Source organism: Methylophaga thiooxydans DMS010 (assembly GCF_000156355.1).
Lineage (GTDB): Bacteria > Pseudomonadota > Gammaproteobacteria > Nitrosococcales > Methylophagaceae > Methylophaga > Methylophaga thiooxydans.
Window position 1 is genome coordinate 26585 of the sequence record NZ_GG657883.1, and the last position, 8908, is coordinate 35492.

The window sequence follows — 8908 nt, forward strand, 5'->3', positions numbered from 1 at the left end:
TTTGTTAGGAGAAATCTTATGTGTGGAATCGTTGGACTTTATCTGAAAAACGATAAATACGAGAGTCAACTTGGTCAGTTATTTACGCCTATGTTGATTGCTATGACTGAACGTGGTCCTGATAGTGCCGGTTTCGCTGTCTATGGCGATGCGGTTGATGAGGGTGTCAAACTGACTTTGCGTCATGAAGACGAAAACTATGACTGGGCCGCGTTGGCGAAAGATATCAAATCTAAGCTCAGCACCAAAGTAGATTGGTTTCAAAACAGCAAAGTAGCGGTATTTAAAGTCGAAACGGATGCTGAAACAGTTGAAGACTACCTGGAGCAAAACCATGACGATGTTTTGGTGATGAGCTCAGGTAAATCAATTGAAATCCTTAAGGAAGTGGGTCTGCCAGAACGTATCGTTGAGATGTTCAAACTGAGCGAAATGAAAGGCAGTCACATCATCGGCCATACGCGTATGGCGACGGAATCTGCTGTCACCATGGCGGGTAGTCATCCATTCTCAACCGGTCTGGATCTGTGCTTGGTGCACAACGGTTCTTTTTCTAACCACAACCGTCTGCGTCAGGAACTAAAGCGTGTCGGTATCGAGTTCGATACTGAAAACGACACAGAAGTAGCAGCAGGCTACCTGACTTATCGTTTGCAGCAAGGTGATTCTCTGAATGAAGCACTGGAGAATGCATTAAAAACACTGGATGGCTTTTACACCTTAACCATCGGTACCAAAGACGGCTTTGCCGTAGTGCGTGACCCGATTGCGTGTAAACCGGCTGTGATTGCTGAAACTGACGACTATGTTGCCATGGCTTCTGAGTACCAAGCATTAACCACATTGCCAGGTATTGAAGATGCCAAGGTCTGGGAACCAGAACCTTCAAAAATTTACGTCTGGGAACGTAACTAAGTATTGGTGCATTAGGAGAAATGAAATGAGTACGAACAACTTAGCAGAAACGACTGCGATTGAGACCGTGGCCGGTGTCGGCACGGTAGACCTGGCAAAAAGCACTGTACGTGATCTGAACCAGGCGCTGCATGATCAACATGATGAAATGAACATCCAGGAATGGGAAGTGCTGAACCCGAAAGGTCATCACAACATTGCTGTCGGCATTGATCAGAAGCTGAAAATAGATATCCGTGGTCCTGCTGGCTACTACTGTGCCGGCATGAACAAGGAAGCCGAAGTCACTATTCACGGCCATACCGGTCAGGGCGTGGCTGAAAACATGATGTCAGGCCTTGTGCGTGTCAAAGGTAATGCCTCTTCTGCAGCTGCAGCAACCGCCCACGGTGGCTTGCTGGTCATCGAAGGTGATGCCGGTTCACGTTGCGGTATTTCGATGAAAGGTGTCGATATCCTCGTCAAAGGCAGTGTCGGACACATGAGCTGTTTCATGGGGCAGGCTGGCGTACTGGCTGTGTGTGGGGATGCCGGAGAAGCTTTAGGTGATTCGCTTTACGAAGCACACATCTATGTCAAAGGTTCGGTTAAATCCCTGGGTGCGGACTGCATTGAAAAAGAAATGCGTGCAGAGCACATCGAGGAACTGACTGAATTGTTTGAACGTGCCGGTGTAACGGATCAAGATCCGAGAGACTTCACACGTTACGGCTCTGCCAGACAGCTATACACCTTCAAAGTTGATAATGCTGGTGCTTATTAATTGCTGATATTGCGAGGAAATAGAAATGAGTGAAAAAAGAAAATACATGACTGAACCGCGTGAGTCAGCGACATTTGACCGTTCGACGATGTCTGAAATCCGTCGTGCTGCGGACACCGGTATCTATGATATTCGTGGCGCCGGCGCTAAGCGTAAGTTGCCACATTTTGATGATTTACTGTTCCTGGGCGCGAGCATGTCGCGTTACCCACTGGAAGGGTATCGTGAAAAATGTAATACCTCGGTAACGCTGGGTAACCGTTTTGCTAAGAACCCGATTGAGCTTGAAATTCCGGTCACGATCGCTGGTATGAGCTTCGGCGCCTTGTCAGCCTATGCGAAAGAAGCACTAGGTCGTGGCGCATCCGCAGTGGGCACGTCAACCACAACCGGTGACGGTGGTATGACACCGGAAGAACGTGGTCAGTCTACTAAACTGGTCTATCAGTATCTGCCTTCACGTTACGGTATGAATCCCGATGATCTGCGTAAAGCCGATGCGATTGAGGTTGTATTGGGTCAAGGTGCTAAACCAGGCGGTGGCGGTATGTTGCTGGGTCAGAAAATCACTGACCGTGTTGCCCAAATGCGTACCTTGCCAAAGGGCGTGGACCAACGTTCTGCGTGTCGTCATCCAGACTGGACCGGACCGGATGACCTTGAAATCAAAATCAAGGAACTGCGTGAAATCACTGATTGGCAAGTGCCTATCTATATCAAAGTGGGTGCAACCCGTACTTACTATGATGTGAAGCTGGCGGTTAAAGCGGGTGCTGACGTTATCGTTGTTGATGGTATGCAAGGTGGTACAGCCGCTACTCAGGATGTGTTTATCGAGCATGTTGGTATCCCGACAATGGCTGCGATTCCTCAAGCCGTGCAGGCGCTGCAGGAAATGGGCATGCACCGTAAGGTTCAGCTGATTGTTTCCGGTGGTATCCGTAACGGTGCTGATGTTGCCAAGTGTATGGCGTTGGGCGCTGATGCGGTAGCCATTGGTACTGCTGCAATGGTCGCATTAGGTGATAACGATCCGAAATGGGAAGAAGAGTACCAAAAACTGGGTTCTACAGCGGGTTCCTACGATGACTGGCATGAAGGTCGTGATCCAGCAGGTATCTCAACTCAGGATCCTGAGCTAATGAAGCGTTTTGATCCGATTGAGGGTGGTCGTCGTCTGGCGAACTATCTGCGAGTGTTGACGCTGGAAGCACAAACCCTGGCACGTGCCTGTGGTAAGAACGACCTGCGTAACCTTGAACCAGAAGATTTGGTTGCACTGACGGTTGAGTCAGCGGCCATGGCGCGTGTTCCATTAGCTGGAACGAGCTGGATTCCGGGTCAGCAACCTTTCTAAGAAAGCTTTTTTGTACGAGCGATCGAGATAGGGCTGGTGCTGCAAAGATAAGACTTACTTAAGCGATCCTTACCCCGTCAAATTAAGTGCGTTTCATCCGCGTGGCATCAGCCTTATTTTTTTGTTTTTTTATTATCCCAAGGAGGATTGTGTGTAGTTCATTTAATTTTTAAAAGAGAGGAATAAAACCATGAATAATAATTTAAAAAAACGCATACACAGTATGTATTTACGGGATTGTTTTATGGCTTGGTCAGATATTATTTTGATCTGGCTCGCTATAGGCTTCGTCCTCATTAGTATCTTGAACATTGTTGATGATCCGATCGTTAGGACGGTTCTGATTGTTTCCAGTGCTTTATTAGTTCTTTTCAATACTGCTTCAGTTGGTTCAATGACCAAACATTACGCAGAAGACAAGGACTTTATATACGGCCTGGATATTAAGCATCTCGACGAAAATCGAGCGGCCAAAAAATAAACTATGTAAGAGTCAATTAATGAGGATGTGCTATGTCCAACTATATACCCAAGATTCAGCATAAACGTGGTCAGTTGTTTGATAGTTTGTTTGTTCTTGTACTCGTTTATGTCAGTCTCTATATCCCCTTGTTTCTCGAATCAGATACGAAATCTGTCGATGAAACTGTCTTAACTCAGGCTCATACCTGGGAATCTCTAGATGTCTCCACCGTTGAGCAAGAACAGTGGCAAAAGCTGGGTTTCGATGAAACAGCCGCTGCTGAGATTATCAACGACAAATTTGATTACACCATTAATCCGGTGATGCTTGTGATCACGGCATTGGTCATTATCGGCTACTTCTTTTTCGTTTTGCGTGTGTCCCAAAAACAGTACCGCGAAGTGATAGACGAAAAATTTGGTCATGGTGATACACAATCAGATAAGGAGGCAACACGATGATTTACTGGGAATTATTAAGTTATGCAGCCTGGATTATTGCCGGGTTGTTATTACTGTGGATTCTGGCCGATGCCATTAGTGTGTCGCGTCAGTTTGATGAAGAGCTACTTGTCAGTTCGCGCGAAGGTGCTGATGAGTTTATGGAACAGATCCAGCATGAGGAGGAAGGCAAATGAGTAATTCTACGTCTACCTCAACTGCGGGACAGCAACAGAGCATTTCGATGCTGAAAGTGCTCAACCCGTTTCATGTCTGGGCACTAGGTGTCGGTATCGTTCTAGTCGGTGAATTTATGGGCTGGAACTTTTCTGTCGCCAAGGGCGGCGCGTATGGTGCATTAATTGCCTGCTGGGTAATTGGTTTGCTATACAGCTGTGTTGCCATGATAGATTCCGAAGTCACCTCAACCGTGGCAGCAGCCGGTGGTCAATACACACAGGCCAAACATATTATCGGGCCATTGATGGCCTTCAATGTGGGGCTGTATTTGGTGATGGCGTATACCATGCTGGAAGCAGCTGATGCCTTAATAGTTGGTGACTTGATGTCAGCGGTGGCAGCAGCAACGGGCTATGAAGGTTTAAACCCGCAACCCTTTGTGGTGCTGACAATCGCCTTTTTGGCATGGTTGAATTACCGCGGCGTGTTTATGACGCTGACGGTGAATTTCGTCATTACCTTATTTGCCTTTTTGGCGATTATTGCTTTGTTTATTGGTACCGACCCACTCAATCCGGGGAGTGTGCTAAAGCATAGCGATTTGCTCACCGAATTGCCTTATGGCTGGATAGGGGTGGTGGCCTCGTTGCAGTTTGGCATGTGGTATTACCTGGGTATTGAAGGCACCTGTCAGGCAGCAGAAGAAGTGCGTAGCGCAGGTCGTGCTATTCCGCTAGGCACCATTGGCGGTATTTTGACCTTGCTGGTGGCAGCAACACTGACCTGGTATATCTCGACCGGTCTGATGCCATGGCAGTATCTGGGACAAGCAACCACGCCTTTATATGATGCGGCATCCATTATCGGTAACCCATCATTACAGGTCGTATTGTTTATCGGCACTATGTTCGCAGCAATTGCTTCTGCTAATGGCTGTATCAATGATGCGGCAAGGGCTTGGTTCTCTATGGGGCGAGATCGTTATATGCCAACGTGGTTTGGCGCGATTCATCCCCATTACCGGACACCGTTCAGAGCTATTATCTTTTTGATTCCGATTGCGGTGTCGTTTGCCTTTACCGGGTTGTTAGATCAGGTCATTACCTTCTCTATTTTGTCTGGTCTGCTGGGCTATACCTTTATGTCGATCAATATGATCAAGTTCCGCAAAATGTGGCCACTTGATGTGATCAAACGAGGCTATATTCATCCGTTCCATCCTATTCCGGCATTGACTCTATTGGGGCTTTGTTCGGTGGTTTATTTTGCTACTTTCCTTGGTTATGGCGCGTCGTTGCTTTCGATCATGGCGTTCTACATCGTCGCTTCGGTGTGGTTTGTTATGCGTCGTTATCAGTTCGTCAAACGAGGTGATCAGTTCACCATGCCATGGCCACGGCCGAAAGGTTATTAAGGGGGGGATGCAAAATGAACAAAATTTTATGTGCAACCGATGGCTCACATAGTGCCCAAAAGGCAGTGGTTCATGCGGTGGAATTGGCAAAACTGGCAGATGCCGAGTTGACCTTTATCCATGTCGTGATGCCAACTACTGATGATGTCTCACATGCTCGTTTCTGGAACTCGAGCATGCTGAAAGCCGCTGAAGAGCAAGTTCAGATGGAGTTACATGAGGCAATAGAAACGGCGCATCAACGTGGCTTAGAGCCTGTTTTTTGTACCACAGTCCCCGGACACAACATTGCTAAGGCAATTATTGATTATGCCGAAAACAACCATCACGATTATGTCGTGGTGGGGTCAGTTGGTCGCACCGGGCTTTCCAAGGTCTTGCTTGGCTCCATTGCTGAGCAAGTGATCAGCAAAGCGCACTGTCCAGTAACGGTAGTGCGGTAAGCATCACGGTCACCCCGCGGTCTTTCTTTTAAGGCTGCGGGGATTTTTTTCTGACAAAAAGGAAATGCCCATGTGTGATCTGATTAACAGCAGTGGAGGTCGCTATGCCTGAACTTGTTGTGTCTTTAGCTATTTTTTTTAGTGTGGTGTTGTGGTGGCTGTATAAGAAGCACGATAACCAAGTGTCGCAATCTCGAGCGGCATTATTGAGTGACTGTAATAAGGTCATGACCATTAACGAAACCCATTATGACAGGGCGGGGTATGCCGCCATTAAAGGTGACTTTAGTGGTTCCTCTATCAGTCTCAGACTCGAGGTTGATAACTTGACTGCACGTAAGATTCCGGTGATGTGGTTACATATCGCGATGCCGCGTGAGGACAAGCACGGAGGCAGTCTCGATATTCTGGTTCGCCCTCAAATTAATGATGTTTATAGTCCTTCGTGGAATTGGAATGAGACTGTGACGCCTTTATCAGGCTGGCCTCATCATGCCCGCTATATGAGTAACGGAGCCCCACCAGAACTGTCAAAAATCGATGCCGATGTGCGAACGCTATTTGCCGATGAACGTACCAAAGAGCTGGTTGTGACACCTGAAACTGTCCGTTTGACCTATTTAATCAGGCAGGCCGATAGGGGGCACTATTTGTTGTTGCGTTCGATTGAGTTTGATCAGAGTCCCATCGATTCAGATGAAATTGCGGCTTTGACTCACCAGTTACGCCACCTAGTCAGCAGTCTTGCAGGAGGATACCAAAATGAGTCAGCTTGAAGCTAAACAACCACAACCGTGGCACCCGTATCTGGTGCTGCTGGTCGCCATTATCTTGCCGGGAGTAGGGCAGGTGTTAAACAACGCTCCCATGCGTGGCTTAACCATGGTGTTTTTTATGTTAGTGCTGGGGGTGGTTACCTTTCAGCTTGCCAGTCCCGATGTGTCAGTGTTAGGTCAATTTGCTGGCGGCATTTTTATTTATGCTTTATCGGTGATGGATGCCTATTTATGGGCAAAAGTTCGTTACCAAGTTTATAAATATTCAGCTTTAATTTAAAAATAAATAACGCTTTATTTGCGATTAAGTACTGTTTTTACTCGTTTTTTTAATACTCCCTATGGAGTACTCACAGAAGAGAATTATCAAGATCAAAGAAAAAGGCTACTTTCAATTCAGGCTTTTTTTGGAAGTCTTTGAGTTGGAGATCGCATGCGATTTTCAGAGGTGAAAACAACAGTTCCGAAATCAAGCCATGCTTGATGTAGGTGGAGATGTGACTATGAGTGACAATAACCTGAATAATTCAGGCAGCTCAGTGCATGACCATGAATCCCTTGAACGTTCTATTGATTGGAAACAAGGGCTGGCCATTGCATCCGGGGTGCCATTACTAATCCTTCCCTCGCTTGGGTATTTCCCGTTGTGGGTAGCGGCTGCAGCGATTCTCATATGGGGATTATCCGTTGTGCAAGGGTTTTTCCAGAATATAGCCTATGCCGAGATGGCAACGACCTTTCCTAAAGCGTCTGGCTTACCTGGCTTTGCTCAACATGTATTTACAAGTGACAACTACCAAGGAAAGTATGACAAAGGTAAGTTAATCGGTGGATTCAGTGCCTGGAGCTACTGGTTTGCGTGGAATCCCGTTTTAGCTATTTTTGCCATACTGGTGGGCAGTTACCTACAGGGGCTGTTCCCCGGACTGGGCGAGATGTTCACTGAATATCAATTGTCGTTACTGTCTGGTGTTGTGATTTTTACCGCTTTAATTGTGGTGAACTATTTTGGCCTTAAAGATGGTGCGATGTTGGGTTATATCCTGGCTGCAGTGTCAATTGTGCCCTTAGTAGTCATGACAGCAGTACCCTTTGCTACCGGCTCAGTTGAGCTTAGCAACATCACATCTCAATGGTTACCAACAGACTGGTCATGGGATATGCATCATATTCTGATTCTGTTTGGTTTGTTTGCGATTGCTCAGTGGAGTGCGTGTGCCTGGGAAACGGCAGCAATCTATGGTCCTGAATACAAAAAACCAGGCAAAGATGTACCTAAAGCCTTGTTTGTTTGTGGTGCCATTTGCTTACTGACATTCGTATTGGTGCAATCTGCTGTCATCGGCGTACTTGGTGTAGAAGGTGTACTTGCTGAACCTCTTTCTCCAATGATTCCTGTGGCCAAGGCTGCTTTTGGTGAGTCAGGTTCTGTGATTGCCATTGTGATGCTGATTGCTGCGATGATCTTGATTATCCAGACTGCTTACTTGGGTTCTTCTCGTGCGATGCACTCAATGGCGATGGAAGGCAACCTGCCTAAAGTGCTGAGTAAAGTTAACAATCATGGCACACCAATCTTGGCGATGATTGTGATTGGCTTATTCAACTTGGTGTTGATTTCTATGGGTACGCCGGCTGCGATTCTGGCAGCTTCTGCGATTGGCTACACCTGTGCTAACGGTATCAGTCTTTTTGCCTACGTTAAGGCTAAAAAAGATGCACGTTTTGCCAATTTGGATAGACCTTTCAAGGCGCCAGTAGGCTGGAAAAATATTGCAATGCTGTTTGGCTTGTTCAATATCCCATTGTGCTTGATCGGTGTGGTCTATCTGAACAGCCTGGAAGTAGGCTGGACCTCAACCTGGATTGGTTTCATCGTACTGTCTGCATTCCTGCCAATCTGGCTTTATAGTCAGCACGAGCGCCATTCGAATGCAGCCTCTATCAGTACTGCGGCTAGCAAATAAAATCATTTTAACTACCGAGGCGGCTTAATAGGCCGCCTCACATTATTTTTTATAACGAAAATGTAGAGGAAACAAAATGAAAAAGATTATCTCATTAGTAGCTTTAACAGGTTTGATGGCTTCAGGATCTGCTATGGCATGGGAAAGTGAAGACGGCGCACATTCAACTAGCGCTAGTGTCGCACTGAGC

At 46.8% G+C, this 8908-nt stretch carries 11 protein-coding genes; all 11 read left to right on the top strand.

Annotated elements, in window-relative coordinates:
• The first annotated feature begins 18 nt into the window (after nucleotides 1–18).
• Nucleotides 19–915 carry a class II glutamine amidotransferase gene (locus tag MDMS009_RS00360; RefSeq protein WP_008289909.1) on the top strand — a complete coding sequence of 299 codons (897 nt, stop codon included), beginning with the start codon at nucleotides 19–21 and terminating at the stop codon, nucleotides 913–915.
• Between the two features lie 25 nt (nucleotides 916–940).
• Entirely contained in the window at nucleotides 941–1678 is a 738-nt protein-coding gene (locus MDMS009_RS00365) for a GltB/FmdC/FwdC-like GXGXG domain-containing protein (RefSeq protein WP_043887674.1), read from the top strand.
• Between the two features lie 25 nt (nucleotides 1679–1703).
• Nucleotides 1704–3035, top strand: a complete 1332-nt coding sequence (locus tag MDMS009_RS00370) for an FMN-binding glutamate synthase family protein (RefSeq protein ID WP_008290041.1) — start codon at nucleotides 1704–1706, stop codon at nucleotides 3033–3035.
• A 190-nt stretch (nucleotides 3036–3225) separates the two neighbouring features.
• A complete protein-coding gene (locus tag MDMS009_RS00375) occupies nucleotides 3226–3516 on the top strand; it encodes a hypothetical protein (protein WP_008289982.1) in 291 nt (96 codons plus the stop codon).
• Nucleotides 3517–3548: 32 nt separating this feature from the next.
• A complete protein-coding gene (locus MDMS009_RS00380) occupies nucleotides 3549–3959 on the top strand; it encodes a hypothetical protein (RefSeq protein WP_008289869.1) in 411 nt (136 codons plus the stop codon).
• Entirely contained in the window at nucleotides 3956–4135 is a 180-nt protein-coding gene (locus MDMS009_RS00385; protein ID WP_008289944.1) for a hypothetical protein, read from the top strand. Before MDMS009_RS00380 ends, MDMS009_RS00385 begins: the two co-directional genes overlap by 4 nt.
• Nucleotides 4132–5532 (top strand): APC family permease, encoded by a 1401-nt coding sequence (locus MDMS009_RS00390; protein ID WP_202811593.1) that lies wholly within the window; start codon nucleotides 4132–4134, stop codon nucleotides 5530–5532. The genes MDMS009_RS00385 and MDMS009_RS00390 overlap by 4 nt, the downstream gene beginning before the upstream one ends.
• 14 nt (nucleotides 5533–5546) lie before the next feature.
• On the top strand, nucleotides 5547–5975 hold the full coding sequence (locus tag MDMS009_RS00395; protein WP_008290081.1) for a universal stress protein: 429 nt from the start codon (nucleotides 5547–5549) through the stop codon (nucleotides 5973–5975).
• Between the two features lie 104 nt (nucleotides 5976–6079).
• Nucleotides 6080–6751: a hypothetical protein gene (locus MDMS009_RS00400; RefSeq protein WP_008289876.1), complete on the top strand. Its 672-nt coding sequence runs from the start codon at nucleotides 6080–6082 to the stop codon at nucleotides 6749–6751.
• The gene (locus tag MDMS009_RS00405; RefSeq protein ID WP_008290030.1) at nucleotides 6738–7031 is read left to right on the top strand and encodes a hypothetical protein; all 294 of its coding nucleotides are present in this window, start codon (nucleotides 6738–6740) and stop codon (nucleotides 7029–7031) included. Before MDMS009_RS00400 ends, MDMS009_RS00405 begins: the two co-directional genes overlap by 14 nt.
• 223 nt (nucleotides 7032–7254) lie before the next feature.
• Nucleotides 7255–8718 (top strand): APC family permease, encoded by a 1464-nt coding sequence (locus tag MDMS009_RS00410; protein ID WP_008290064.1) that lies wholly within the window; start codon nucleotides 7255–7257, stop codon nucleotides 8716–8718.
• The last annotated feature ends 190 nt before the right edge of the window (nucleotides 8719–8908 follow it).